A 25,369-nucleotide genomic window follows, 5' to 3' on the forward strand; every position below is an offset into this window, starting at 1 on the left:
GTCAGGCCTCCACCTCGTCGATGACGGCGAGGACCTCGCCGGACTCCACGGTGTCGCCGACCCGGACCCCCAGCTCGGTGACGGTGCCCGCCACGGGAGCACGCACGGAGTGCTCCATCTTCATCGCCTCGAACACCACGACGACCGCACCCTGCTCGACCTGTTCCCCGACCTCGGCCGCGACCCGCAGGACGGTGCCGGGCATGGGCGCGAGCAACGAGCCGGGCGCGGCGTCGGTCCCGGGCTCGGGGAGCCGCGGTCGCTCGACGAGTGTGGTGCCGCCGAGGACGCTGTCCACGTAGGCGGTGTCGCCGACGCGGTGCACCCGCACGGCCCGGCGGATGCCGCCGACCCGGAGGTCGACGAGGTCGTCGGTGGCCTCGATGACGGCGACGTCGGCCAGGCCGGTCGCGTTGACGCTCGCCGTCAGGGCGCCGCGGACGAGCCGGTAGGTCACGTCGATCTCGTGGTCGCCCCACCGGTACTCGGCGTGCTGGGGGGCGCTGCGGACGTTCCGCCAGCCCGTCGGGACCGGTCGCTGCACCCGGGCTCCCGCGCGACGGCCGGACTGCTCGGCCAGGGCCGCCGCGAGTGCGTGGACCGCGAGGGTGTTCTCGTCCGGGGTGCCGACGAGCGCGGTGGGCTCGTGCCGGCTCAGATAGCCGGTGTCGGTCCTTCCGGCCAGGAACTCCGGCTCGCGCAGGATCGCGACGAGCAGGTCCCGGTTGGTGACCAGACCGTGCACCTCGGCCTCGGACAGCGCCCGGGCGAGCCTGCGCGCGGCCTCGGTGCGGGTGCGGCCGTGCGCGATGACCTTGGCCAGCATGGGGTCGTAGTGCGTGCCGACGACCGAGCCGTCCCGCACACCGGTGTCCACCCGTACGCCGGGCAGGGCCGGTACGTGGAAGCGGCGCAGGGTGCCCGAGCCGGGCAGGTAGTCCTGGGTCGGGTCCTCGGCGTAGAGCCGGGCCTCGATCGCGTGGCCGCTGATCGTGGCCCCCGTGACCTCCGGGGGCAGCGGCTCGCCCTCGGCGACCGCGATCTGCAGCGCCACCAGGTCCAGGCCGGTGATCTCCTCGGTGACCGGGTGCTCGACCTGCAGCCGGGTGTTGACCTCGAGGAAGAAGAACTCTCCGTTCTGCGCCATGACGAACTCGACGGTCCCGGCGCCGGTGTAGCCGATGGCCGCGCCCGCGGCGACGGCCGCGTCCCCGAGCTGGGCCCGCAGTGCCTCGTCGACCGCGGGGGAGGGGGCCTCCTCGACGATCTTCTGGTAGCGGCGCTGGATCGAGCACTCGCGTTCGAACAGGTGCACCACGGTGCCGTGGGTGTCGCCGAAGATCTGCACCTCGACGTGGCGCGGGTCCTCCACGAACCGCTCGAGGAACACCGTGCCGTCGCCGAAGGCCGACGCGGCCTCACGACGGGCGCCGAGAACGGCGTCGACCACCTCGTCGGCGGAGCGGACGATCCGCATGCCGCGACCGCCGCCGCCGAAGGCGGCCTTGACCAGCAGCGGGTAGCCGATCCCACCGGCCAGCTCGCGGACCTCGTCGGGGGCCGGGTCGGAATCGATCGTGGCGCCGGGAAGGACGGGGACGCCGGCCTTCTCCATCAGTTCCTTCGCCGCGATCTTCGACCCCATCGCCTCGATGGCCTCGACCGGCGGGCCGACGAAGGTGATCCCGGCTGCTGCGCAGGCACGGGCGAAGTCGGCGTTCTCGGACAGGAACCCGTAGCCCGGGTGGATGGCGTCGGCACCGGTGAGCCGCGCGGCCTCGATGATCAGCTCGGTCCTCAGGTAGGTCTCCGACGGGGCGGCACCGGGGAGCCGCACCGCCTCGTCGGCGGCATCGACGAACAGCGTGTCGGCGTCCGGGTCGGAGTGGACGGCGACGGTGGCGATGTCCAGTGCACGGGCGGAGCGGATGATCCGCTCGGCGATCTCCCCGCGGTTGGCCACCAGCAGTTTGTGGATGGTCATGTCCTCACTCACATCCGGAAGACGCCGTAGCCACGCTGGCCGGCGACGATGTTGGAGTGTGCGGTCGACAGGGCGATGCCGAGCACGGTGCGGGTGTCGCGGGGGTCGATCAGGCCGTCGTCGTAGAGCCGGGCGGTGACGAAGAACGAGTGCGACTCGGACTCGATCTGGGCCTCGATGGCGGCCCGGTTGCGCTCGTCGGCCTCGGCGTCGAACTCGCGGCCCGACGACGCGGCGGAGGCCTTCGCGACGATCGACATCACGCCGGCGAGCTGGGTGGCCCCCATGACCGCGAGCCGCGAGCCCGCCCAGGCGAACATCAGCCGGGGGTCGTAGGCGCGTCCCGACATCCCGTAGTTCCCGGCGCCGAACGAGGCTGCCAGGTTCATCGTGATGTGCGGGACCTTGCTGTTGGCCACCGAGTTGATCATCTTGGAGCCGTCCTTGATGATCCCGCCCTGCTCGTAGCTCTTGCCGACCATGTAGCCGGTGGTGTTCTGCAGGAAGATCAGCGGCGTGTCCGTCTGGTTGGCGAGCTGGATGAACTCGCTGGCCTTCTTGGCCTCCTCGCTGAACAGGACGCCGCGGGCGTTGGCGAGGATGCCGACGGGGTAGCCGTGGATCGAGGCCCACCCGGTCACGAGGCTGGTTCCCCACAGCGGCTTGTACTCACCGAAGCGGGAGCCGTCGACCACGCGGGCGATGACCTCGCGCGGGTCGAAGGGCACCTTGATGTCCGCCGGCGCGATGCCGAGGAGCTCGTCGGGGTCGTAGAGCGGCTCGTCGGCCGGGAGGGTGGGGCCGGGGCCCAGCTTGTGCCAGTGGAGCTCGGAGACGATCCGGCGGCCGATCCGGATGGCGTCCCGTTCGTCGACGGCGAAGTGGTCGCAGAGCCCGGAGACCTTCGCGTGCATGGCCGCGCCGCCGAGTTCCTCGTCGTCGGCGTCCTCGCCGGTGGCCATCTTGACCAGCGGGGGGCCGCTGAGGAACACCTTGGCCTGCTGGTCGACCATCACCGCGTAGTCACACATCCCCGGCACGTAGGCGCCGCCCGCGGTGGAGTTGCCGAACACCAGCGCGATCGTCGGGATCGCCATCGAGGAGAGCTCGGTGAGGTCGTGGAAGATCTTGCCCGCGTGGACGAAGAGCTCGGACTGGGTCGGCAGGTCCGCCCCGCCGGACTCCACCAGGTTGATCGTGGGGAGCCGGTTGATCCGGGCGATCTCCAGGGCACGCAACGTCTTCTTCAGCGAGTAGGGGTTCATCGCGCCGCCGCGCACGGTGGGGTCGTGGGCGATGATCATGCACTCGACGCCGGAGACGACACCGATCCCGGTCACGATCGAGGCGCCGACGGGGAACTGGGTGCCCCAGGCGGCGAGCGTGGACAGCTCGAGGAAGCTCGCGTCCCGGTCGAGGAGCAGCTCGATGCGCTCGCGCACGAGGAGGCGGCCGCGGTCGCGGTGGCGCTTCTGGTAGCGCTCACCACCTCCGGCGATGGCAGCCTGGACCTGCTCGTCGAGTTCGGCGAGAACCTGCTCGGAGTGCTTGCGGTTGGCGAGGTAGACCTCGTCGGAGGTGTTCAGCGCGGAGCGCAGGACGGTCGTCATCGGACGCTCCTTCTAGTACGAGCGGGTCAGACCCAGGCTGTGCTGGGCGACGAAGTTCAGGACCATCTCGCGGCTGACCGGCGCGATCCGCAGCAGGCGCGAGATGCCCCAGTAGGGCAGCAGGCCGTACTCGGTGGCCAGACCGTTGCCGCCGTGGGTCTGGATCGCGGCCTCGACCGCGGCGCCCGCGGCCTCGGCGGCGGCGTACTTCGCCATGTTCGAGGCCTCGCCCGCGGGGAGTCTCTCGTCGTGCAGCCAGGCGGCCTTGGACGTCATCAGGGCGGCGAGGTCGGTCTCGATGCGGGCCTTGGCCAGTGGGTGTGACACACCCTGGTGGCTCGCGATCGGGGCGTCCCAGACCGTGCGGCTCGTGGCGTAGTCCGAGGCCTGGGCGAGCACGTGGCGGGCCACACCGACACAGACCGCCGCGCCGGTGATCCGCTCCGGGTTCAGCCCGTGGAAGACCTGGTGGAAGCCCTGGCCCTCCTCGCCGACCAGCGCGCTCGCGGGCAACCGCATGTCGTCGAAGTGCAGCGTGAACTGCTTCTCCGGCAGCATCGCCGACACCGGGAGCGGGGTCCTGTGGAGGCCCGGAGTGTCGGTGGGCACGAGGAACAGCGAGAGCGTGCCCTTACCGGTGGCCTCGTCCTTGCCGGTGCGGGTGACCAGCAGGATCGCCTCGGCCTCGTCCACCCCGGAGATGTAGTACTTGGCCCCGTTGACCACCCAGTCACCGCCGTCGCGGGTGGCGACGGTGGAGAGCTTGTGGGTGTTGGATCCCGCGTCGGGCTCGGTGATCGCGAAGACCACCTTGGACTCACCGGAGGCCATGCGCGGCAGGTAGTGCTGCTTCTGCTCGGCGGTGCCGAAGTCGGCGATCATCTCCCCGGAGATGGCTGCCGAGACCAGCAGCAGCAACAGCGGACAGCCCGCCGCGGCGGTTTCCTCACAGACCATCGCGAGCTCTGCCATGCCCGCGCCCCCGCCGCCGTACTCCTCCGGCAGGTTGATGCCGAGGAACCCGCTCGCGCCGAGCTCGGACCACAGCTCGGTGGTCGGCTCACCGGCCTCGGCCCGCGGCACGTAGTACTCCGGACCGAACTTGGCGGTGATCGCCCGCACCGTCTCTCGCAGGTCCCTGTGCTCGGAGCTCTCGCGAAAGTCCACACCGACTCCTCTGTCCTCTGCGTAGGGGCGGACGACGACGTCCGCTGAGTGCATCATCGTTCACTAAGTCGGAGGTGGCAAGTCTCGGCGCCGAGTGCGCGGTGAGCTGCTGCTCATCTCGATTGATCTCGGGTGAGAGGTCGCCGGGGTGGGTGGGTGGTCCGCCGGTCACGTTGTGAATTGCTGGTGACTAGGGGGTTGTGATGTACGTCGTGTGACGCGATGCTGTGCGCCGTCAGGTGGATCGGCAAGGAGGCTGGTGTGGACCTGCAGGGACAGCTCGAGAAGATCGACGTCACCCGTCTGCGCGGACGGCGCGCGGTGAACCGGTGGGAACGGACCTTGGTCGGGGACGTGTTCGAGCGTCTGACCTGGAGCTACCCGGACAAGATCGCGATCACCGGCCGCCTCGGTGCGCACGGTGAGGAGCGGTTCGCCTCCGTCACCTACCGTGAGGCGGACGAGATCACCGGCCAGGTCGCCCACGCCCTGGCGGCTGCGGGGCTCGAGCCGGGGGCGAGGGTTCTCCTGTTCAGCGAGAACTCGGTCGAGGCCTACCTGGCGAAGATCGGTGTCGCGAAGGCGGGGATGGTGGTGGTGCCGGTCAACCCGGCCCTCGCCCCGGACGTGCTCGAGCACCTGATCCGTCAGGTCGAGCCGGGTCTGGCGATCGTCGACGCCGAGCTGTGGCCGCGCGCCGAGGCCGCCTTCGCCGCGACCGGCCTGCGGGTCGGCGCCACGATCACCATCGGCGGCGACCCGGTGGCGGGGAGTGTGGCGTTCGGGGCGTTCCTGGACGGCATGCCGACCACCGAGCCCGACGTCGAGATCCACGCCGACGACATCTGGCAGATCCTCTACACCTCGGGCACCACGGCGATGCCCAAGGGTGCGATGATCTCGCACGGCTCGAGCCATCTCGCCGCCCTGAACTTCACGGTGTCGCTGACCCGTGGGCTCGCTGTCGAGGCCGACCTCAGGGTCGCCACCCACCTGCCGATGATCTACCACGTGGGTGACCAGGTCTTCACCCTGTCCGCGTTCCTGGCGGGTGGGTCCCTCGTCCTGGGACGCCGCCCGGTGCCCGACCAGGTCGCTGCGACGGTCGCGGCCGAGCGCCCCACCGCGCTGTGGGCGGGCTCCCCGCAGTTCGTCACGGCCGTCGTCGGCGAGGCCCGCCGTTCCGGCGCGGACCTGTCCAGCCTGACCGTGCTGGTCTACGGCTGGGGTGCACTCGAGCCCGCGGTGTACGCGGCGTTGCAGGCCGAGGCCCCAGGCCTGGTGGTGCTGGGGATCTTCGGACAGACCGAGGCGATCGCCTGCCACCGGTTCTGGCCCGCGAAGTGGCACGAGATCTACGAGCGCACCGCCCCGGCCGTCAACTACGTCGGCGTCCCGAGCCCGCTGCTCGCCTCCGACGTCGTCGACGAGACGGGCGCGTCGGTGCGTCGGAGCCCGGGTGTCCCGGGGGAGGCGGTGTACCGCAGTCCGACCGTCACGGCGGGCTACTACCTCGACGAGCAGGCGACCCGGGAGGCGTTCCGCGGTGGCTGGTTCCACTCCGGGGACAGCACCTCGGTCGACGAGGACGGCCTGCGGATCATGGTCGACCGGTTCAAGGACATCGTGAAGTCCGGTGGCGAGAACGTCTCCAGCCTGCGGGTGGAGTCCGTCCTGCACGGGCACCCGGCGGTCGAGAAGGCGGCGGTGATCGGCCTGCCGCACGAGCACTGGGGCGAGGCGGTCACGGCGGTCGTGGTGCTGAGAGAGGGAGCCGAGGCAGCGGAGGAGGAGATCCTCGCGCACTGCAGGGCGAAGCTGGGGGGCTACGAGACGCCCAAGGCGGTCGTGTTCGCCGACGCCCTTCCCGAGACCGTGGGCGGCAAGATCCTCAAGTACAAGCTCCGCCGGCAGCATCACGCCCTCTTCGCGCAGGCCTGAGCGAGCACCGGGTGGAGCACACGGAGACCGGTCCGGGTCACGCCTCCGTCGCGCCCGGTCCGGTGCGTGGACGCGGTGAGGCGGTCGAGCGACGTGGGGACCTGATCGAGCTGCAGGTCGTCGACTCGGTCGCGCTGGTCCGTCTCAACCGGCCGCAGCGGCTCAACGCACTCTCCGACGGACTCCTGCACCTGCTCGAGGAGACCGTCGAGGTGGTGGAGGCGGACGAGGGTATCCGCGCCATGGTGATCACGGGGACGGGGTCGGCCTTCTGTACCGGCGCCGACCTCGGGCAGCTCCTGGAGCGGCTCGACGGACGGCAGGGCGAGATCCTGGACTTCGTCCGACGCGCCGGGCGTACCTTCCGCAGGCTCGAGACCTCCCGGCTGCCCGTCGTCGCCGCGGTCAACGGCACCGCGATCGCCGGTGGATTCGAGCTGGTCCTGGCATGCGACGTGGTGTTCGCGGCCGCGGAGGTACGCATGGGCGACGGCCACCTCCGCTACGGGGTGCTGCCTGGTGGCGGAGGAGCGGTCCGGCTGGAGCGGAAGATCCCGGCGAATGCCGCCCGGCGGCTGCTGCTCACCGGCGATCTGGAGTCCGCCGAGCGCTTCCGGGAGTGGGGTCTGGTCCAGGAGATCGTGCCGGCCGCCGGGCTGGTGGACCGGGCACTCGCGTTCTCCCGGAGGCTGGCGACCCGCAGCGCACGCGGTCTGGCCGAGGTGAAACGCGTTGCGACCACGGCCCGGGACCTCCCGACCGAGGAGGCCCTGGAGCTCGAGTACGGGACGTTCGCCGGCCACGTCGCCTCCGAGGACCTGCGCGATGGGCTGCGTGCCTTTCGCGATCGAACCCGATGATGACCGCCGTTCGGTCGGAGAAGGTCATGAGCACCGAGGCGGTTCCGGTCCCCGGTCGCTGCCACGTACCCGACGACCCCGGCTGACGTTCCTCCTCGGTGGACACGAGTCGGGCTTCCGGATCGAGGTGGTGGACAGTCGCTCCCGACGTTGGGGGAGCGGGGCTGTCGGTCCTCGCAGAGGCCGATCCGGCAGGACGGGGACCGGAGCCCGCACGTCCGCCCGCGCTCACGTCCGATCGGCGCGGTGCCTACCCGTGAGGCGCGGGTCGGCAAGTCCATGGCCCATGACGCAGTGCGGGGCCCAGCCCGACGGCTGGGCCCCGCACCTACAGAGACGGTTCGACTGGTCCCGACGTCCGGGCGCTTCTCTCATGACCACACTCCCGCCCGTCTCGATCCTTCGTCGTCCCGCGGAGCGGCGTGGCGACTGATGATCGAAGGTGCGGTCCTGTCCCTGCCGTTCTCACACAGGGTTGCCCGCGGTCTCCGTGGCGGTCACCGCCGCGGGCACCGGCTCGCGCGGCACCAGCAGCATCAGGAGGGCACCGGCGACGGCGAGGCAGGCCATCACGACGAACCCACTGGTGAAGGTGCCCGTGCCCGCGACGATGAAGCCCATCACCGAGGGGGCCACGATGCCGGACGAGGCGAACGCGGCGTCGGCGAACCCGGCTGCGCTGCCCGGCTGGTCCGGGGCGGCGTCGATCGCGGCGACCCACCAGATCCCGCCGGTGACGAAGCCGAAACCGACCCCGAGTGAGATCGAGATCAGTGCGACGGTGAGCGTCGGCGAGATCGCCAGCGGCACCAGCGAGCAGCCCGCGAGCAGCAGGGCCACGCCCATCACCGCGAACCGGCTGCGCACCCGCGGGCTGCGCCGGTAGACCCGGTCGACGATGACGCCGCCGGCCAGTGCGCCGACCATGCCGCACGCCCACGGCGCGACGGAGAACGCGCCGGCCTGCTTGACGCTGAGCCCGTAGGCGTCGGACAGGAACGAGGGCAGCCAGTACATGAAGCCCCAGGCGAAGTAGCCGCCGGCGACGACCCAGAGGTTGCGGTTGGTCAGCAGCGGGCGCCACCGCACCCGGGAGCGGCCCGGCCCCGCGTCGGGCTCCTGCCCGGCGGCGATCAGCTCCCGCTCGGCGGCGTTCACCCGCGACGACTCCTCGGGCAGGTCACGCAGCAACGCCAGCGCGAACACCGCCCAGACCGCGCCGAAGATCGCCAGGGTCCAGAACATCCCGCCGCCGTGCTGACCGCCGAGCTGGCCGAACCGGCCCTCGATCACGGTCGGCGGCCCGGTTGCCGACGATCAACCTGCTGCACCTGTCGTCGGCCAAGGCGATGGAGGCGGCGATGCTCATGGCCCGGGCGTTCCCGCACGTGGACTTTCGCCGCGAGGTGACGATCGGCCACCTGCTCGCCGACGTCACCACCGCGGACGGGGTCGGCGGCAAGGTCAACCCGCCGCTGCGGCCCCGCGCCGACGTGGAGAAGCTGTGGGAGCACCTGCTCGCCGGTGACGTCAGCTGGGTCGTGTCCGACCACGCCTGCTGCAAGGAGGAGAAGAAGTTCGGCGCGGACCGCGACGACGTGTTCGCGGCGAAGTCCGGCTTCGGTGGCACCGAGTACCTGTTGCCCGGCCTCGTCGGCGAGGGTCGCAAGCGCGGCCTGTCGATGTCCCGGGTCGCTGAGCTGGTGTCCACCAACCCGGCCCAGCGCCTCGGGCTGCCCACCAAGGGCGACATCGCGCCCGGGTTCGACGCCGACATCGTGCTCGTCGACCCCGACCGCTCGGTCGTGGTGGACCCGGCCGACTCGGAGTCCACCCAGGAGTACACGCCCTTCCGCGGGATGGAGATCGGCGCGACGGTCGAGACCACCTTCCTGCGGGGCAGGCGGATCTTCGACGGCGGCACGGTCTGTGGGCAGCCGACGGGGCGCTACCTGCACCGCCCCACCGGCCGGTGAACCGGGCGGGTCAGCCCGCCTTCAGCGCCTCGTTGCGGGTCACCGTCCACGCGACCATCGCGCTGTCGAGGTAGGCGCGGACCTCGACGATGCGGGCGTCGGGCTCGGGGGAGTCGAAACGGCAGACCCAGCAGTAGTCGTTGTCGAAGGGGGCTCGGTCGAGGGTCGTCGACGTCGCGTGCAACTCGGCGACCGTGACGTCTCCCGCGACGTGCAGGTCGACCACCTCGAGCCGGACCCCGTCCCGCATGAGCGGGCTGAGGCGGTCGAAGGTCGCGGTGGTGAAGGCGGTCTTGGACGCGTAGTGCCCGGCGAGGGGATGGGTGCCCTCGACCGTCCAGGACACGTCGTCGGCCACCCGCTCGAAGAACGCCGCGGCCGTGGCGGGGTCGGCGAGGTGGGCGAACAGCTCGGTGCGGTCGGTGATCGTTTCGGAGATCGCGTCGTTGTGCATGGATCCAGTCTGGAGTCGGGCGACGGCGCCGGACGACCTAAGAGGTCGCGCGGATTGATGGATGATCATGGGCGGCGGTGTGGTCGGCTGTCCCAGCGGTGCGTGGTCCAGGCCTGCCGGATCAGGCTACGGAGTGTGATGATGGTGTCGGCGAGGTCGAAGAACGCGTCGACGACGGTTTCGCGGCGTTCGTAGCAGCGCTGCAGCCGGTTGAAGCTGTTGTGCCAGGCGTTGGTGCGCTCGATGTGCCAGCGTTGGGTGGCCTGGATCGGTGCTTTCTCGCCCTTGCGCGCGATCTCGCTGTGCAGGCCCCGTTCGGTGAGTGTGTCGCGGGTCTTACCGGAGTCATAGCCGGCGTCGAGGTGCACGGTGATGTCGTCGGGCAGCGGGCCGAGAGCGTCGAGGTGGTCGAGAGTGGGGCCCAGTAGCGGGGAGTCGTGGCGGTGTGCCCCGGCCAGGACCCGGCCCAGTGGGATGCCATGGCCCTCGACGAGCACCGATCGCTTCATGCCCTGTTTACGCCGGTCAACCGGTGACGGTCCGGCGACCTCACCGCCGCCGGGGGCCTTGGTGATGGCGCCGTCGACGGCAACGTCGTCAAGCAACAGGCCGACGATGCGGTCGTAGGCGTCCAGGGCGATCCGGCGTAGCTGGGCGAAGACCCCGAGCCGGATCCACTCGTCACGGCGATCGCGGATGGTGGTCGCCGAGCAGGTGCTGTCGGAGACGCCCTGATACGGGCAGCCGAACCGCAGCACCTGCAGGAGCTTGTCGAACACGACCCGATCCGCGATCCGGCGGCGGTGACAGCCCCACGGATGAGTGGGATCGAACTCGACCCGGGGCGGCAGCAGCGCGGCGAACTGGTCCCACAACGGCTCGGTCAACCATGATGGCAGGGCGGGCACGCGGCCTCCAGACGATCACGAAGAGTCAACAACTTCATGATCGACAGGCCCGTGCCCGCCCCTCACCATCGACACCCGGCCGCGACCCAGCTGTGATCAATCCGCGCGACCTCTAAGAGGTCGCGCGGATTGATGGATGATCATGGGCGGCGGTGTGGTCGGCTGTCCCAGCGGTGCGTGGTCCAGGCCTGCCGGATCAGGCTACGGAGTGTGATGATGGTGTCGGCGAGGTCGAAGAACGCGTCGACGACGGTTTCGCGGCGTTCGTAGCAGCGCTGCAGCCGGTTGAAGCTGTTGTGCCAGGCGTTGGTGCGCTCGATGTGCCAGCGTTGGGTGGCCTGGATCGGTGCTTTCTCGCCCTTGCGCGCGATCTCGCTGTGCAGGCCCCGTTCGGTGAGTGTGTCGCGGGTCTTACCGGAGTCATAGCCGGCGTCGAGGTGCACGGTGATGTCGTCGGGCAGCGGGCCGAGAGCGTCGAGGTGGTCGAGAGTGGGGCCCAGTAGCGGGGAGTCGTGGCGGTGTGCCCCGGCCAGGACCCGGCCCAGTGGGATGCCATGGCCCTCGACGAGCACCGATCGCTTCATGCCCTGTTTACGCCGGTCAACCGGTGACGGTCCGGCGACCTCACCGCCGCCGGGGGCCTTGGTGATGGCGCCGTCGACGGCAACGTCGTCAAGCAACAGGCCGACGATGCGGTCGTAGGCGTCCAGGGCGATCCGGCGTAGCTGGGCGAAGACCCCGAGCCGGATCCACTCGTCACGGCGATCGCGGATGGTGGTCGCCGAGCAGGTGCTGTCGGAGACGCCCTGATACGGGCAGCCGAACCGCAGCACCTGCAGGAGCTTGTCGAACACGACCCGATCCGCGATCCGGCGGCGGTGACAGCCCCACGGATGAGTGGGATCGAACTCGACCCGGGGCGGCAGCAGCGCGGCGAACTGGTCCCACAACGGCTCGGTCAACCATGATGGCAGGGCGGGCACGCGGCCTCCAGACGATCACGAAGAGTCAACAACTTCATGATCGACAGGCCCGTGCCCGCCCCTCACCATCGACACCCGGCCGCGACCCAGCTGTGATCAATCCGCGCGACCTCTAAGTTGCACCTCGTGACAACTACGCCGACGACGTCGGTCCTCGCACGCTCGGTCGTGGTCCTGGAGACGCTGGCGGGGATGGAGCAGCCGGCGGCGCTGCCCGCCGTCGCGGAGCGGCTGGGCGCACCGGTCAGCCAGACCTACCGCGTGCTGCGGGCCCTGCAGGAGGAAGGTTTCGTCGACCACGTCGGCCGCCGGGGGTACCGGGTCGGGACCCGGGCGATCGGGCTGGGTGCGCTGCTCGGCCCCTGGCCCGAGCTCCGCGCGCTCACCTACCCGGTCCTGGTCCGGCTCGCGGGTGGTACGTCGTTGAGCGCGCGGCTGCACGTGCGCAGCGGCTACGACCGGGTCCTGCTGCTGGCTGCCGTGCCTCCGCACGACCACGACCCGTCGTGGCGGACGCGGATCGGCGAGCGGTCACCGCTGACCCGGGGGTGCAGTGGCCGGGCCATCCTCGCCCACCTTCCCGAGTCGGAGATCGAGGCCGTCCTGGGGGCCCGCGCGGGGGAGGAGGACGGCACACTGCGCACGGAGCTGCGCCGCATCCGCGGCGACGGGTTCGCCTTCTCCTCCGCCGCCAATCACGCCGGTCGGCGTGGGATCTCGGTTCCGCTGACCTCGGCGTCGGAGGTGATGGGTGCGCTGTCGCTGTCCGGGCCCCAGGCCGCCGTCGACGAGGACGGTCTCCGGAGGCTCGCGGGCACGGTGCGGGCCGCCGCCGACGACATCGCGGGTCCGCTGTCGGCGATGCTGGGCCCCGACGCGACCCGACGCCGGTACGCGCTCGACGTCCTGCCGCCGGAGCACCCGCGGCTCGACCGCTGACGCACGGGCGGCGCGGGAGTACCGTGCGCCGGTGCGTGCACATCCGGTGGTCGCGGCCCTTCTCGGGCTGGTGCTGACGGGCGCCGTCGGATGCGCGCCGTCGCCCGCGGTCCCGGTGCCGGTGACCGCTCCGGCGACACCGGCACCGCTGCTGTCACCGCTCACCGGGTTGCCCTCCGAGCCGGGGGCACGGGTGTTCGCCGTGAAGATCGACAACACCGCGGCGGCGCGCCCGTGGGACGGCGTCGAGGCGGCCGACGTCGTCTACGTCGAGCCGGTCGAGGGTGGTCTCACCCGGCTGCTCGCGGTGTTCGCCTCGCAGCTGCCGCGCTCGGTGGGGCCGGTGCGCAGCGCCCGGGAGACCGACATCGGCGTCCTCGGCGCCTACGGCCGGCCCGCCCTCGTCTTCTCCGGCGCCGCGCCACCGGTCATGGACCGGCTCCGCGCCGCCGCGGTGGTCCCGGTCGTGCCCCGCGACCTGCCGGAGGCGTTCCGGCGTGACGACCGGCGGCCGGCGCCGCTGAACGTCTACGTGGACCTGACGGCACTGCGCGGACGGGTGCCGCAGGCGGGGCCGGTCCAGGACATCGGCCTGCGCTTCGGCCCGGCGCCGGACGGGGGAGCCCCCGTCCCGCAGCGCTCCGTCCGGGTCGGGGCCACCACCGTCACCGTCACCTGGAGCGCGCAGGACGACACCTGGACGGTCGCGACCGGCGACCGGACCGCGGTCTCCGGTCCGGACCGGAGACCGGTGCGGGCGGACACGGTGGTCGTGCAACGGGTCGCCGTCGCCGAGTCGTCGGTCCGCGACAGCGCCGGCTCGGTCTCCCCGATCGCGCTCACCGTCGGGGCGGGCGAGGCCGAGGTCCTGCGTGAGGGTCGTTCCTTCCCCGCACGGTGGTCCCGTCCCGCCGTCGCCGACCCCCTCCGTCTCACGACCCCCGACGGCCGTGAGATGCCCGTGCGTCCGGGGCACACCTGGGTGCTGCTCGCCGCGCGGTGACCGGCCGGACGGGCGGCCGTCACCCCTCCCTGTCCACCGGGGCCTGTGGTGCGGGCTCGCCGCGCAGCACGGCCGCGGCGCTGCGGACGGCGTCGACGATGAACTGGTACCCCGTGCACCGGCAGATGTTCCCCGAGATCGCCGCGCGGATCTCCTCGTCGCTGGGATCGGGGTTCTCCGCGAGGAACTCGGTGACCGTCAGCAGGATGCCGGGCGTGCAGAACCCGCACTGCAGGCCGTGGTGACGCCAGAACGCCTCCTGCAACGGATCCAGCTCACCGCCCTGTGCGAGTCCTTCGACGGTGGTGACCTCGCCGCCGTCGGCCTGGACCGCGAGGGTGCAGCAGGAGCGGGCCGTGCGGCCGTCGAGCAGGACGGTGCACGCCCCGCACACCCCGTGCTCGCAGCCCAGGTGGACCCCGGTGGCGCCGCAGTCGCGGCGCAGGAAGTCGGACAGGGTGCGGCGCGGCTCGACGTGGTGGCGGACCGGCTGCCCGTTCACCGTCATGCGCACCGGACGTGCGGTGTCGGTGTGCTCCCCGGCGGTCCGGTCGGTGTCGGTCGGCGGGTGCTCGACCTGGTTACCGCGGGGGCGATCGACCCGGGCGTCGGGCTGGTCGTCGGGTGGCGCGAGATCCCGCGGGCGGCCCGGGGCGCTGCGCGGACGGACGGCGCCGGGCCGGGTCGTGGTCGACCTGACCCGGTGAGTCACCCGCACTCGGTCCCGGTGGCCGTGGGCACAGGACCGCGACACGGGCACGCGTCCCGGAGCGGTTCACGCTACTATCCCTGACGTGTCATCAGATCATGACGCTTCGGGCGGCGGCAAGGAAGCGGGCCTCGCCTTCGACGCGCTCGCCGATCCCGTCCGCCGGGAGATCCTCACGGTGCTCGCCGAGCAGGAGGAGTGCAGCGCCGGAGACCTCGCCGAGCGCATCACCTCCGTCGGGCGCACCGCGGTGTCCACCCACCTGCGGGTGCTGCGCGTCGCGGGGCTGGTCACCGAGCGACGCTCGGGCCGGTTCCGCTACTACGCGATCGATCCGCACGGTGCGGCGGCCGACGTGATCGCCCTGCTGCGGGCCTTGTTCCAGTCGACCCTCGACGAGATGGGGGCGGCGGTGGAGGATCAGGGCATGACGTATCGGGCCGACGCGACCGGATGACCGGCGTGTCGTCACACCGGCGCTGACCGTGGGGTCGATCGCGCTCGCGGTCGAGAGGTTCGCCGCCGCGGCCCCGACGGTGGTCTTCGACCGGTTCGGCACCGAGGGCGCCGGCTGGCTGTTCGACGCGGTCTGCGACCGGGTCGTCGTCGGTGCCCCGGTCGCGCTGCGCGCACCGATCGCCGGCGGGCCCCCGGTGGACGTGCTGGGCCGGATCAGCGACCTGCGTGTCTCCCGGGCCATCACCATCACCCACGACCAGCCCTGGCGGGGCCGCATCCGGCTGCGGTTCGACGACGCGCCCGGTGGGACCCGCGTCCGGCTCGACGCCGAGATCGACCGCCGTGGGCTGGAGTGGCTGATGCGCCGCCGCGGCCATCCGCTGCCCGACGGCCCCGCCGACGGACCGCGGATCGGGGTGATCACCAGCCGTTCCGGGTCGGGCAGCCTGTTCGCCTCGGCCGTGGGGAACGTGGCCGCGCTCGCCGTCGAGGAGATCGACGCCTCGGGCGGGATCGGGGGGCGACCGCTGGAGCTGCTGGAGGCCGACGACGCCACCGACCCCGGCACCGGGGCCCTGGAGGCGATGCGGCTGGTCCGGGCCGGCTGCCGCACGATCTTCCTGATGACGACCTCGGCGACCTACCACGCCGTCTCGGCCGCCCTGTCCGGGCAGGACGTGCTGGTCGTGCACACCAACATGAACGAGGGCGGCGGGGAGTCCCGTCTGCGGATCCGGCTGGGGGAGCGGCCGGCCACCCAGCTCGCGACGGCGGCCCGTCCGGTCATGCGCGCGGCCGGCGGCCGGCGCTGGTTCCTCGCGGGCAACGACTACGTGTGGCCACGCTCGGTCAACGCCGTCGCCCGCGAGATCCTCCCCGGCCAGGGGGCGGTGCTGGTCGGCGAGGGGTACGCCCCCTCGGTGGCGGTGACGTCACCCCGCTCGTCGAGCGGATCGCCGCATCGGGTGCCGACGTCGTGCTGAGCACCTTCGTCGGCGCCGACGCCGCGGCCTTCGAGCGCCGGTGCCACGCGATGGGGCTGCGGGACCGCACGGTGAGCCTGGGGCCCGCCATGGACGAGGCGACCCTCGAACGGATCGGGTCGGCCGCGGCCGAGGGGATCCACGGGGTGTCCGGCTACTTCCAGCACCTGCAGACCGAGCGCAACGGGACGCTCCTGGAGCGGTACCGGCAGCGGTTCGGGCGGTGGGCGCCGCCGTTGTCGTCGCTGTCGGAGTCGATGTTCGAGGCGATCCACGTGTGGGCCGCGGCGGCCCGGAAGGTCCGCTCGACCGACCCGGTGGCCGTCGCCGACGAGATCCGGCGCGGCCGCTACGACCTGCCCCGCGGGACCCTGGACCTGCACGGCGAGCACCACGTCGACCAGCCGCTGTACCTGGCGGAGGCCCGCGGCACGACCTTCGGCTCGATGGGCGACGGCCCCGCGCACCCCTGACCACGCCGTGTTGCCGGCGTGGGTCGCCGCGTTTCCGGATCTTGTCAATGTGTCTGCAAGCGTTGACACGATGAGGGGTCGGTCCTAGGTTTCTCGCATCCCCCGACGTGAGGAGCACCACCCCGATGGCGATACCCCCTCCCGACGCCGCCCGGTTGGCGGCGTTGAACGAGCACTACGCGTTCGGCCTGTCCGAGGCCGAGCTGGCGGAGTTCGGTCCGGCGGTCACGGCGACGCTGGCTGCGTCCGACTGGGTCGAGGAGCTCTACCGTGCTTCGGCGCCGCAGACGCCCCAGCGGGCGTGGTCGGAGCCCGCGGACAACCCGCTCGGTGGTTGGCATGTGACGGCGTCGGTGCCGGGTGCCGCCGAGGGTCCGTTGGTCGGGCGCACGGTGGCGTTGAAGGACAACATCTGTCTGGCCGGGGTGCCGATGACCAATGGGTCGGCGACGGTCGAGGGTTTCGTCCCGTCGCGGGATGCGACGGTGGCGACCCGGCTGTTGGCGGCGGGGGCGAGGATCACCGGGAAGTCGGTGTGTGAGGACCTGTGTTTCTCGGGTGCGAGTTTCACCTCGCGGCCGTGGCCGGTGCGCAATCCGTGGGACACCGGCCGTAATGCCGGTGGTTCGTCGAGTGGGAGCGCGGCACTGGTGGCCTCGGGTGCGGTGGATCTGGCCGTGGGTGGTGATCAGGGTGGTTCGATCCGGATCCCGAGTGCGTTCTGCGGGACGGTGGGGCACAAGCCCACTCACGGGCTGGTCCCCTACACCGGGGCGTTCCCGATCAAGGCCACGATCGATCACCTGGGTCCGATCACCCGCACGGTGTCCGACGCCGCACGGATGCTGACGGTCCTGGCGGGTGTCGACGGGCTCGACGCCCGTCAGCCCACCGAGCTGGACCCGGTCGACTACCTCACCGCACTGGAGACCTCGGCGGCGGGGTTGCGGGTGGGGATCGTGGTCGAGGGTTTCGGCCGCCCGGAGAGCGACCCGGCCGTCGACGAGGCCGTGCGTGCCGCGGTCGGTGCTCTGGCCGGGGCCGGGTTGGTGGCGGAGGAGGTGTCGATCCCGTGGCATCTGGACGGGATGGCGGTGTGGAACGTCATCGCGACCGAGGGTGCGGCCTACCAGATGGTCGACGGTAACGCCTACGGCATGAACTATCCGGGTCTCTACGATCCGGAGCTGATCGCGCACTACCACCGTCAGCGCCTCGCCCGGGGGGCGGAGTTGTCCAAGACGGTCAAGCTGGTCGGGCTCTCGGGTGGCTACACCTTCGGCCACGGGGGCGGCGTCTACTACGGCATGGCCCGCAACCTCGCGTTCGAGCTGCGTGCGGCCTACGACCAGGCGTTGAGTGGTTATGACGTGCTGGTCATGCCGACCCTGCCCTACACCGCGCCGGAGCTGATCGGGCTCGATGCCGGGTTGGACACCTATCTGCCGACCGCGTTGGGGATGGTCGGCAACTGTGCCCCGTTCGACGTGTCCGGTCACCCCGCTGTCTCGGTGCCGGCCGGGCTGGTCGACGGGCTCCCGGTCGGTCTGATGATCGTCGGCCGGCGTTTCGACGACGCGACCGTCCTTCGGGTCGCGCACACCTTCGAGCAGGCCGTCGGCGGCTTCCCCGCCCCACCGGCCCTCGCCACAGTAGGAGGACAGCAGTGAACGGAGTCTTCGACCTCGGCGGGACCGACGGTCTCGGACCTGTCGAGAACGACCACATGAGCGAGCCCGTGTTCCGCGCCGAGTGGGAGAAGCGGGTCTTCCCCATGTTCGCCCAGAGCGCGCGTGCCGGACTCTTCAACGTGGACCAGTTCCGCCACGGCATCGAGAAGATGGACCCGGCGGAGTACCTGCTCTCGAACTACTACGAGCACTGGATGCACACGATCGAGCACTACGCCGAGGTCGCGGGCATCCTCGACCCGGCCGATCTCGAGAAGCGCACCCAGTACTACCTGGAGAACCCGGACGCGCCGCTGCCCGAGCGCGAGACCGACCCCGAGATCGTCGAGTTCGTCGACTGGGCGGTCACCAACGGGTTCCCCGCCAACCGCGAGTCCGACAAGGAGGCCCGGTTCTCCGTCGGCGACGAGGTCGTCATCGGGAACGAGAGCCCGTACGGACACACCCGCCGCGCTCGCTACATCCGCGGGCACCGAGGCGTGATCACCGCGGCGCACGGCACCTTCCTCTACCCCGACACCGCCGGCAACGGCCTCGGTGACTGCCCCGAGCACCTCTACACCGTCAAGTTCACGGCCGCCGAGCTGTGGGGTCCCGAGGCCGCGGACCCCAACGGCGTCAACTACTTCGACGTGTGGGAGCCCTACCTCACCCCCGTCCCCGCCACCCAGGGAGCCTGACCCATGACCGCGAACCCCACCGACACCCCGCTCCGCACCCAGGAGGAGATCGCCGCACGGGTCAAGGCCCTGGAGTCGGTCCTCATCGAGAAGGGTGTCGTGACCACGAAGGCGGTCGACCGCCTCGTCGAGGTCTACGAGAACGAGGTCGGTCCGCAGCTCGGCGCGAAGGTCGTCGCGAAGGCCTGGACCGACCCGGAGTTCAAGGCGCGTCTGCTCGCCGACGCCTCCGCGGCCTGTCGCGAGCTGGGCATCGGCGGCCTGCAGGGCGAGGAGATGGTCGTCGTCGAGAACACCGACACCGTCCAGCACGTCATCGTCTGCACCCTGTGCTCCTGCTACCCGTGGCCGGTCCTGGGCCTGCCGCCGAACTGGTACAAGGCGCCGCCGTTCCGGGCGCGCATCGTCCGCGAGCCCCGCAAGGTCCTCGCCGAGGACTTCGGCTACCCCCTGCCGGACTCGGTCGAGATCCGCGTCTGGGACTCCAGCTCCGAGCTGCGCTACTGGGTGCTCCCGCAGCGCCCGGCCGGCAGCGAGCACCTGTCGGAGGAGCAGCTCGCCGCGCTCGTCACCCGGGACTCGATGATCGGGGTCGGAGCGCCGAAGCCGGTGGTCACCGAGGCGGCCGGGGCATGAGCGAGGGGGTGCGCACCGACGCCACCGAGCTGGGCGACGCCCGCAGGCGGATCGAGAAGCTGGTGTGCGACATGCCCGGCGCCGACAAGCCGTTCTCCGAGCCGTGGGAGGTGCGGGCCTTCGCGATGGCCGTCGCCGCCTACCACGAGGGCCACTACGAGTGGAGCGAGTTCCAGCTCTCGCTGATCGACTCCATCCGCTCGTGGGAGAAGGGCGACGGCGGCGAGCCGTGGAGCTACTACCTGCACTGGCTGGAGGCGCTGGAGACCACCCTGGCCTCCAGCGGCGCCCTGTCGGACTCCCTCGCCCTCGACGAGCGGACCCGCCAGGTCCTGTCCACCCCGCGCAACGCCAACCACCACGAGGCGCGGCGCGAGCCGGTCGCGATCTCGCCGGCGACGCGCTGAACCCGGTCGCCGGCCCGGTCCGTCTCCCCACGGACCGGGCCGGTGCCGTCGTCATGACGCCGCTCCCCGCATCCGCGCCCGCCGACGGCGGACCCGGCACGGTGCCGGTCTCGCGCGTGCCGCTCGGGCCCCGCTTCGTCGCCCGGTCCGGTCGTCCACAGGGCTGGTCCCCGGCCCACCGGGTCCTCGGGCCGGAGCTGGACGACACCCTCGACCGCGTCGCCGACGAGCGCGGGACCGACCGCCGTGCCGTCGCGGCGGTCCTGCTGCTCGACCGCTACGCCCTGCGCCTCACCGCCCCGGTCCTGGCCGCGTTCCACGAGCTCGACGTCCTGCTCGACGCCCGGCCGGAGGTGGTCTCCCTCGGCCCGGACCCCCACGCCCCGGGCTGGCTCGCCCTCGCCGCTCCCGGGCGCCCCGCCCGAGGGGACCGGGCGGCGCTGCGGGCGTCGCTGCTCGACGGGGCGCTGCTGCCACTCGCCGACGACCTCGCGGTACGGACCCGGGCCGGGCGTCGCACGCTGCGGGCCGCGGTCGCGCACGCGGTGGCGCTGAGCATGCTGCACCTGTCCTGGCGGCGCCCGCGTCCCGACGCACTCGTCGGGCCGACCCGGGCGCTGCTGCACGACGCCGGGCTGGGCGGTCTGGTCGTCGTCGGTGCGGTGCGCGTCGACGGCACCGACTGGATGTCGGTGCGTCGCCGGGCGTGCTGCCTCGCCTTCCGGACCACCTCCGCCGCCGGGCGGTACTGCGGCGCCTGTCCGGTACGACCTGCCGCCGCGGTCGAGTCCGACCTGGCCGCCGCCGCCCGCTCGTTCCGCGCCCGCGCGGCGCCGGACCCGCGGCCGACCCCGCCGAACGCCCTGCCGAACCCGCTGCCGAACGCCCTGCCGAACTCGCTGCCGAACCCACCGGGGAGCACACCGTGATGCTGATGGTCGATCTGGTCGGACGCGCGGTGCTGCGCCGTGGGCTCACCACCACCGAGGCCGTCGACCGCTGGTACGACCACCACGCCGACGAGGTGGGGCCCCGGACCGGGGCCCGGGCGGTGGCCCGGGTCTGGTCGGGCGCCGCGCGCGACGGTGGCGCCGGCGCGCTGGGCGACGACCTGGGCCGGTGCGCCTGCGGCCGGATCTGGCGGGCCCACCACGACACCGACACCGTGCGCAACGTCGTGCTGCCCGCCGCCCCCGGCTGCAGCGGCTGGCCGGTGCTCGGGGTGCCGCCGAGCTGGTACCGGCCGCGTTCGGAGTACCTGTTCGAGACCGTGACGCCGGACGACCCCGCGGTGCGCACCGCGATCTGGACCGACTCGTCCCGCACCCACCACCTCGTGGTCCCCCGGGTGCCGGCGGGGGAGACCCGTGGCCCGGCCGACCTCGAGTCGCAGGTCGGACGGGCTGCCCTGCGTGGCGTGCCCGTCGCGTCCGACGGCCCGGCAACGCCCGGGGACCCGGAGTGGGCGCGGGCGCTGCCGGGTTACGTGCTCGACGAACGGCTCCTCGACCACCCCTGGGAGCTCCGCGCCCTCGCCCTGGTCCTGGCGATCGGCACCGACCGACCTGGCCTGCGGTCCGTCCTCGTCGGGGCTGCGGTGACCGCCCCGGTCGACGACGTCGGCGCGGGCTGGGTGCGCGCCGCCGCCGAGGCCGTCCGGCTCACTGCCTGAGCGGGGCAGCGCCGACCGCCGCCCGACCGCCGCCCGACCAGGACGACGGCCCGCGACGACGCACGACCGGCCCCGCACGGCCGTGTGCCGGTACCCGCTGCGAGCAGGTACCGGCACACGGTGCGGGTCGGCCCGGACCCCAGGTCGCGTGGAGGGACCCGGACCGACGTTGGGGGGACCTCAGAACGCCCCGGGCAGGACCAGGACCGCCCACGCGGCGAGCGGCCCGAGGGCCACGATGCCGCAGGTGTAGGTGATGACCTGGCGGTAGAAGCGGGTCCGGTCGACGCCCCGGGCGTTGGCCAGCACCAGCGCGCCGTTGGTGGAGAACGGCGAGACGTCGACGATCGTGGTCGAGATGGCCATGGCCGCGATGACACCCGCGGCGGGCAGCGAGCCGGTGAGCAGCAGCGGGATCGCCATCGGGATCACCGCGGTCAGGATCGCGGTCGAGGAGGCGAACGCCGAGGTGATGCCGACGCCAGGCAGAGGACCAGCGCGACCAGCAGCGGCGCGCCCAGGTGGACCGCGCCCTCGGAGACCCACTCGATCGTCCCGGCGTGCTCCAGCACCCCGACGTAGGTGACCATGCCGGCGACCAGCAGGATCGTCGGCCAGCTGATGCCGTCGATCGCCTTGCCCAGGTTCTCGCGGTCGAGCAGGGCCAGGACGGCGCCGGCGGCCAGTGCGAGGAAGCCGATCTGCAGGTGGAAGGCCAGCGCGCCGACGACGAGGCCGACCAGCGCGACCAGGGTGGCGCGCTGCTGCCAGGTGATGACCTGCGGCCGGGTACGGACCAGTGTCGCGACGCCGCCGCCCCCGGTGGGCAGGTCGTCGTCGGTGTCGGTGGTCTCGGGCCGCTCGACGAAGCTCTCCTCGCCCCGGTTGCGCAGCAGCAAGTAGGTGATGGCGCCCAGCAGGGCGTTGAACGCGAGGCTGGCGAAGAAGAGCACGGCCTGGGAGACCGCGAGGCCGGAGTCGGCCACGATCCCGAAGACCAGGGCACCGGAGACGGCCATCGGGGAGAACGCGCCGGCGTGCGCACCGCAGATGACCATCATGCCGATCATCAGCGGGCTGATCCGGTACTTGAAGGCGAAGTTCATGCCGATCGGCACCAGCAGCGCGACGGCGGCCGGGGTGAAGGTGCCCAGCGCGGTGAGCACCGCGGCGACGGCGAACAGCACCCAGGGCACCAGGATCGCGCGGCCCCGGACCAGGCGGATCCCCTGGTCGACCAGCAGGTCGATCGTTCCGTTGAGCTTCGCCACCGAGAACAGGTAGGTGACGCCGACGACGGTGATGAACAACGAGACCGGGAAGCCTTCGAAGATCTCCTTCTCGTCGAGACCGAGGGCGAAGGTCCCGACCACGAACGAGGCGACGAAGGCCAGGATCCCGATGTTGATCGGCAGCATCGTCGCGACGACGAACATGCCGGCCAGGACCAGGATGGAGAGGAGTTGGGGCGACATCATTGTCCTTCGGGTGAGCGGAGCGGTCCGGTGATGGGTGGGAGCCGGTCGGCGTGCCGCTCCCGGAGGGGTCTCAGGCGGCGTGCGCCGCCGCGGCGGCCGCGGTCGCGGCATCCGGAAGGGCCAGGAGGGCGTCCGCGATCCGGCGCGCGGTGCGCCGCACCGCGACCGCGGGCAGGCCGTCCCGGCTGCCGTGCACGGTGGCGATGACGCCGGCCGGGGTGTCGATCAGCAGGTCCTCCCGCTCCGTCGCGACGAGGTCGTGCAGCACGGTACCGGGAGTGCGGGCCGCCAGGGTGAGCGCGATCGAGCCGGTCACGGCCAGCGCCGGGTGCGTACGCCCCATCGACAGCATGCGGACGGCCACGTCGGACCGGCCGGGCGCACCCTCGGCGACCAGCGCCAGCTTCGGCACGGCCCGGGCGGCCTCGCGCGGGGTGCGGGCCAGGCCCATGCGGACCGCGGCCTCCCGGCGGATCACGTCGAGCCGGTCCAGCAGCCCCGGCACCGCGTCGATCTCGGCGGGCGACTCGTGCCCGGTGATCCCCACGGCCGCCGCGGGGACGACGACGACCGGTGCCCCGGCGTCGACGAGGGTGACCGCCACCCCGTGCACGACGTCGGTCGCGTTCCCGGTGGGCAGCAGCGCACCGGTGGTCCGGCCCGCGGGGTCGACGAACCACATCCGGATGCCCAGACCGGGCCAGGGGACGCCGGGGATGTACTCGTCGCCCTCTTCGACGACCCGGCCGCCGGGGGTCGGGACGTCCAGCACGATCAGCTGGCCGGTGTTGGTGTTGCGGACCCGGACGGCGGTGACGTCACCGGTCGGGCTCACCCAGCCGCGGCGCAGCGCGTAGGGCCCGACGACGGCGGAGCAGTTGCCGCAGTTGCTGGTCCAGTCGACCGCGCCGTCGGTGATGCCGACCTGGGCGAAGGTGTAGTCGACGTCGGCGTCCTCGCCGCGGGCGGGGGAGAGCACGACGGCCTTGCTGGTGGTCGAGGTGGCACCGCCGACGCCGTCGATCTGGCGCGGGTCGGGGCTGCCGTACAGGCGCAGCAGGACCTCGTCGACCGTGTGACCGTCGACGTCCAGGTCGTCGCGGTCGAAGACCCAGCACTTGCTGGTGCCGCCGCGCATCCAGGTGGCGGAGATGTCGCGCACGAGTCGCTCCCTCGTCGGCGGTGGCGGGCACCGCGGGCCGGTGTGATGGGGCGACAGTGCGCCCGACTCGGCTGCAGCACCAGCGCGTCTTCGTCGATACCTGTGAAGCCGTGCTTCACGCTCGTACGGGCCTGGAGAGCGGATTCGGGCCGTGATCCGACGTCTCCGCAGCTCCCGGGCTCGGCTAGGGTGAAGCAGACATGCAGGCCCTGGATGAGCTCTGCGATCCACCGGGCCCGAGTTCCTCGCCCGGGAGGCCCCGTGCTCGACGTCCGACGGCTCGCGCCGCTGGCCGCCGTCCTCGACGCCGGTTCGATGACGGCCGCGGCGGAGCAGCTCGGCTACTCACCGTCGGCGGTGTCGCAGCAGCTGCGCCGGCTCGAGGCCGAGGCCGGCCAGCCGCTCGTGCAACGCCTCGCCCGCGGGGTGCTGCCGACCGAGGCCGGTGCCGTGCTCGCAGGGCACGCCCGGCACGTGCTGCGCCGGCTGGAGGCCGCCGAGGCCGCCGAGGCCGACCTGGCGGAGCTCGCGGGCCTGCGCCGCGGCACGCTGGCGATCGGCACCTTCCCGACGATCGCGAGCGCCCTGATGCCGCAGGTCGTCAGCCGGTTCCGGCGCCAGTACCCCGACATCCGGCTCGACGTGCGCAGCGCCCGTTACGACGAGCTGATCGCGATGCTGGAGAGCGGGCGGGTCGGGATCTCGCTGCTGTGGGACTACGCCTGGCAGCGGGTGGACGCCGCCCAGTTCTCGCTGACCCCGTTGCTCGACGACCCGACCGTGCTCGTCGTGTCCGAGGACCACCGGCTCGCCCGCCGTCGCACCACGTCGATGACCGAGCTCGCCGACGAGGACTGGGTGGTGCGGGCGCACGACCACCCGGTCGCGGAGGTGCTGGAGCGCAGCTGCCGGGCGGCCGGGTTCTCACCGCGGATCGCGTTCGAAGCGAACGACTACCAGGAGGCCCAGGCGATGGTCAGCGTCGGGCTGGGCGTGGCGCTGGCCCCGCGCACCGCCGTCACCACGCCGCGACCCGACGTCCGGGTGCTCGGGCTCGGCCGGGAGGCGCCGTCGCGACGGGTGCTGCTGGCCCACCGGCCGGACCGCTTGCGGGCGCCGGCCGAGCTGGCCATGCACCAGATGCTCGTCGACGTGGCCCGGGAGTACCAGACCCGGGCCTGAGCGCCGCCCGTC

General features: G+C 72.3%; 24 protein-coding genes and 1 pseudogene. 14 read left to right on the forward strand and 11 right to left on the reverse strand.

Annotated features, from left to right (window positions below):
• Position 1: 1 nt before the first annotated feature.
• Genes Ae717Ps2_RS07940 through Ae717Ps2_RS07950 form a run of 3 tightly spaced genes read right to left on the reverse strand, consistent with a single transcriptional unit; the run spans position 2 to position 4,761 of the window.
• The gene (locus Ae717Ps2_RS07940; protein ID WP_075311521.1) at positions 2 to 1,984 is read right to left on the reverse strand and encodes a biotin carboxylase N-terminal domain-containing protein; all 1,983 of its coding nucleotides are present in this window, start codon (positions 1,982 to 1,984) and stop codon (positions 2 to 4) included.
• Positions 1,985 to 1,992: 8 nt separating this feature from the next.
• On the reverse strand, positions 1,993 to 3,594 hold the full coding sequence (locus Ae717Ps2_RS07945) for an acyl-CoA carboxylase subunit beta (protein ID WP_075333177.1): 1,602 nt from the start codon (positions 3,592 to 3,594) through the stop codon (positions 1,993 to 1,995).
• A 12-nt stretch (positions 3,595 to 3,606) separates the two neighbouring features.
• Positions 3,607 to 4,761 carry an acyl-CoA dehydrogenase family protein gene (locus Ae717Ps2_RS07950; RefSeq protein ID WP_020624314.1) on the reverse strand — a complete coding sequence of 385 codons (1,155 nt, stop codon included), beginning with the start codon at positions 4,759 to 4,761 and terminating at the stop codon, positions 3,607 to 3,609.
• A gap of 261 nt (positions 4,762 to 5,022) precedes the next feature.
• Here Ae717Ps2_RS07950 and Ae717Ps2_RS07955 point away from each other — a divergent pair, with 261 nt between their 5' ends.
• Together Ae717Ps2_RS07955 and Ae717Ps2_RS07960 are read left to right on the forward strand one after the other, a co-directional pair.
• Positions 5,023 to 6,702, forward strand: coding sequence for an AMP-binding protein (locus Ae717Ps2_RS07955; protein WP_075333178.1), 1,680 nt, complete (start codon positions 5,023 to 5,025; stop codon positions 6,700 to 6,702).
• An 11-nt stretch (positions 6,703 to 6,713) separates the two neighbouring features.
• Positions 6,714 to 7,562: an enoyl-CoA hydratase/isomerase family protein gene (locus Ae717Ps2_RS07960; RefSeq protein ID WP_158071473.1), complete on the forward strand. Its 849-nt coding sequence runs from the start codon at positions 6,714 to 6,716 to the stop codon at positions 7,560 to 7,562.
• 465 nt (positions 7,563 to 8,027) lie between these two features.
• Here Ae717Ps2_RS07960 and Ae717Ps2_RS07965 read toward each other — a convergent pair whose 3' ends face one another.
• Entirely contained in the window at positions 8,028 to 8,855 is an 828-nt protein-coding gene (locus tag Ae717Ps2_RS07965) for an MFS transporter (RefSeq protein ID WP_075333179.1), read from the reverse strand.
• 14 nt (positions 8,856 to 8,869) lie between these two features.
• Between Ae717Ps2_RS07965 and Ae717Ps2_RS07970 the strand changes: the two genes are divergently transcribed.
• Positions 8,870 to 9,538, forward strand: a complete 669-nt coding sequence (locus Ae717Ps2_RS07970) for a dihydroorotase family protein (protein WP_020627992.1) — start codon at positions 8,870 to 8,872, stop codon at positions 9,536 to 9,538.
• Positions 9,539 to 9,548: 10 nt separating this feature from the next.
• On the opposite strand, the gene Ae717Ps2_RS07975 is transcribed toward Ae717Ps2_RS07970, so the two are convergent.
• From Ae717Ps2_RS07975 to Ae717Ps2_RS07985, 3 genes are all read right to left on the reverse strand, one after another.
• Positions 9,549 to 9,992 (reverse strand): nuclear transport factor 2 family protein, encoded by a 444-nt coding sequence (locus Ae717Ps2_RS07975; protein WP_075305578.1) that lies wholly within the window; start codon positions 9,990 to 9,992, stop codon positions 9,549 to 9,551.
• Between the two features lie 65 nt (positions 9,993 to 10,057).
• Complete coding sequence (locus tag Ae717Ps2_RS07980; protein ID WP_075329730.1) at positions 10,058 to 10,900, reverse strand: IS5 family transposase; 843 nt, start codon at positions 10,898 to 10,900, stop codon at positions 10,058 to 10,060.
• Between the two features lie 140 nt (positions 10,901 to 11,040).
• Complete coding sequence (locus Ae717Ps2_RS07985; protein ID WP_075329730.1) at positions 11,041 to 11,883, reverse strand: IS5 family transposase; 843 nt, start codon at positions 11,881 to 11,883, stop codon at positions 11,041 to 11,043.
• A gap of 126 nt (positions 11,884 to 12,009) precedes the next feature.
• Here Ae717Ps2_RS07985 and Ae717Ps2_RS07990 point away from each other — a divergent pair, with 126 nt between their 5' ends.
• Positions 12,010 to 12,822: an IclR family transcriptional regulator gene (locus Ae717Ps2_RS07990; protein ID WP_143510336.1), complete on the forward strand. Its 813-nt coding sequence runs from the start codon at positions 12,010 to 12,012 to the stop codon at positions 12,820 to 12,822.
• A gap of 31 nt (positions 12,823 to 12,853) precedes the next feature.
• Positions 12,854 to 13,825, forward strand: coding sequence for a DUF3048 domain-containing protein (locus Ae717Ps2_RS07995; protein ID WP_075333180.1), 972 nt, complete (start codon positions 12,854 to 12,856; stop codon positions 13,823 to 13,825).
• A gap of 19 nt (positions 13,826 to 13,844) precedes the next feature.
• Here the strand turns inward: Ae717Ps2_RS07995 and Ae717Ps2_RS08000 are convergent, their stop codons facing one another.
• Positions 13,845 to 14,333: a (2Fe-2S)-binding protein gene (locus Ae717Ps2_RS08000; protein WP_075311529.1), complete on the reverse strand. Its 489-nt coding sequence runs from the start codon at positions 14,331 to 14,333 to the stop codon at positions 13,845 to 13,847.
• 286 nt (positions 14,334 to 14,619) lie between these two features.
• Between Ae717Ps2_RS08000 and Ae717Ps2_RS08005 the strand changes: the two genes are divergently transcribed.
• The 8 genes and pseudogenes from Ae717Ps2_RS08005 (at position 14,620) to Ae717Ps2_RS08040 (ending at position 21,535) form a co-directional block, all read left to right on the forward strand.
• Positions 14,620 to 14,991 (forward strand): helix-turn-helix transcriptional regulator, encoded by a 372-nt coding sequence (locus tag Ae717Ps2_RS08005; protein ID WP_075305581.1) that lies wholly within the window; start codon positions 14,620 to 14,622, stop codon positions 14,989 to 14,991.
• Between the two features lie 361 nt (positions 14,992 to 15,352).
• A pseudogene (locus Ae717Ps2_RS38895) lies at positions 15,353 to 16,449 on the forward strand (substrate-binding protein).
• Between the two features lie 125 nt (positions 16,450 to 16,574).
• The gene (locus Ae717Ps2_RS08015; protein ID WP_075333181.1) at positions 16,575 to 18,119 is read left to right on the forward strand and encodes an amidase; all 1,545 of its coding nucleotides are present in this window, start codon (positions 16,575 to 16,577) and stop codon (positions 18,117 to 18,119) included.
• The gene (gene nthB, locus Ae717Ps2_RS08020) at positions 18,116 to 18,820 is read left to right on the forward strand and encodes a nitrile hydratase subunit beta (RefSeq protein WP_020625489.1); all 705 of its coding nucleotides are present in this window, start codon (positions 18,116 to 18,118) and stop codon (positions 18,818 to 18,820) included. The genes Ae717Ps2_RS08015 and nthB overlap by 4 nt, the downstream gene beginning before the upstream one ends.
• Positions 18,821 to 18,823: 3 nt before the next feature.
• The gene (gene nthA / locus Ae717Ps2_RS08025) at positions 18,824 to 19,456 is read left to right on the forward strand and encodes a nitrile hydratase subunit alpha (protein ID WP_020625488.1); all 633 of its coding nucleotides are present in this window, start codon (positions 18,824 to 18,826) and stop codon (positions 19,454 to 19,456) included.
• A complete protein-coding gene (locus Ae717Ps2_RS08030) occupies positions 19,453 to 19,863 on the forward strand; it encodes a nitrile hydratase accessory protein (protein WP_020625487.1) in 411 nt (136 codons plus the stop codon). The genes nthA and Ae717Ps2_RS08030 overlap by 4 nt, the downstream gene beginning before the upstream one ends.
• Positions 19,864 to 19,916: 53 nt before the next feature.
• On the forward strand, positions 19,917 to 20,792 hold the full coding sequence (locus Ae717Ps2_RS08035) for a hypothetical protein (RefSeq protein ID WP_075305584.1): 876 nt from the start codon (positions 19,917 to 19,919) through the stop codon (positions 20,790 to 20,792).
• Between the two features lie 5 nt (positions 20,793 to 20,797).
• Complete coding sequence (locus Ae717Ps2_RS08040; protein ID WP_158071474.1) at positions 20,798 to 21,535, forward strand: nitrile hydratase subunit alpha; 738 nt, start codon at positions 20,798 to 20,800, stop codon at positions 21,533 to 21,535.
• Between the two features lie 180 nt (positions 21,536 to 21,715).
• On the opposite strand, the gene Ae717Ps2_RS38900 is transcribed toward Ae717Ps2_RS08040, so the two are convergent.
• From Ae717Ps2_RS38900 to Ae717Ps2_RS08050, 3 genes are all read right to left on the reverse strand, one after another.
• Positions 21,716 to 21,958 carry a hypothetical protein gene (locus tag Ae717Ps2_RS38900; RefSeq protein WP_233147485.1) on the reverse strand — a complete coding sequence of 81 codons (243 nt, stop codon included), beginning with the start codon at positions 21,956 to 21,958 and terminating at the stop codon, positions 21,716 to 21,718.
• Positions 21,959 to 21,972: 14 nt separating this feature from the next.
• A complete protein-coding gene (locus Ae717Ps2_RS08045; RefSeq protein ID WP_233147486.1) occupies positions 21,973 to 23,010 on the reverse strand; it encodes an SLC13 family permease in 1,038 nt (345 codons plus the stop codon).
• 73 nt (positions 23,011 to 23,083) lie between these two features.
• Positions 23,084 to 24,175 carry a PrpF domain-containing protein gene (locus Ae717Ps2_RS08050; protein WP_198932152.1) on the reverse strand — a complete coding sequence of 364 codons (1,092 nt, stop codon included), beginning with the start codon at positions 24,173 to 24,175 and terminating at the stop codon, positions 23,084 to 23,086.
• Positions 24,176 to 24,436: 261 nt separating this feature from the next.
• Here Ae717Ps2_RS08050 and Ae717Ps2_RS08055 point away from each other — a divergent pair, with 261 nt between their 5' ends.
• A complete protein-coding gene (locus Ae717Ps2_RS08055) occupies positions 24,437 to 25,357 on the forward strand; it encodes a LysR family transcriptional regulator (RefSeq protein ID WP_075333183.1) in 921 nt (306 codons plus the stop codon).
• The last annotated feature ends 12 nt before the right edge of the window (positions 25,358 to 25,369 follow it).

It is taken from the genome of Pseudonocardia sp. Ae717_Ps2, assembly GCF_001932475.1.
Taxonomy (GTDB): Bacteria; Actinomycetota; Actinomycetes; order Mycobacteriales; family Pseudonocardiaceae; genus Pseudonocardia.